Origin of the sequence: Pseudoalteromonas sp. SR43-3, assembly GCF_014163875.1 — a bacterium.
In the GTDB taxonomy this organism is placed as follows: Bacteria; Pseudomonadota; Gammaproteobacteria; order Enterobacterales; family Alteromonadaceae; genus Pseudoalteromonas; species Pseudoalteromonas distincta.
Window position 1 is genome coordinate 1 of the sequence record NZ_JACJEC010000053.1, and the last position, 240, is coordinate 240.

General features: G+C 37.5%; 1 rRNA gene. It reads left to right on the forward strand.

Features of this window, described 5'->3' with window-relative positions:
- Positions 1–159: 159 nt before the first annotated feature.
- Positions 160–240: ribosomal RNA gene (locus H5088_RS20160) — 16S ribosomal RNA — on the forward strand; the annotation flags it as partial.

The window sequence follows — 240 nt, forward strand, 5'->3', positions numbered from 1 at the left end:
CTACTTAGGTAGCGAGGCAAACAAATTAGAGTCTCAATTGAAAACTGAGTGACCAACAGAAGTAACTTATTTATAAGTTGCTTCGGCACAGTCAATTCAATATCGAAAGATATTAAAAAATTCAGAATTCATTGAGCTGTCGAAAGACATAAAACTTTTTAATTGAAGAGTTTGATCATGGCTCAGATTGAACGCTGGCGGCAGGCCTAACACATGCAAGTCGAGCGGTAACAGAAAGTA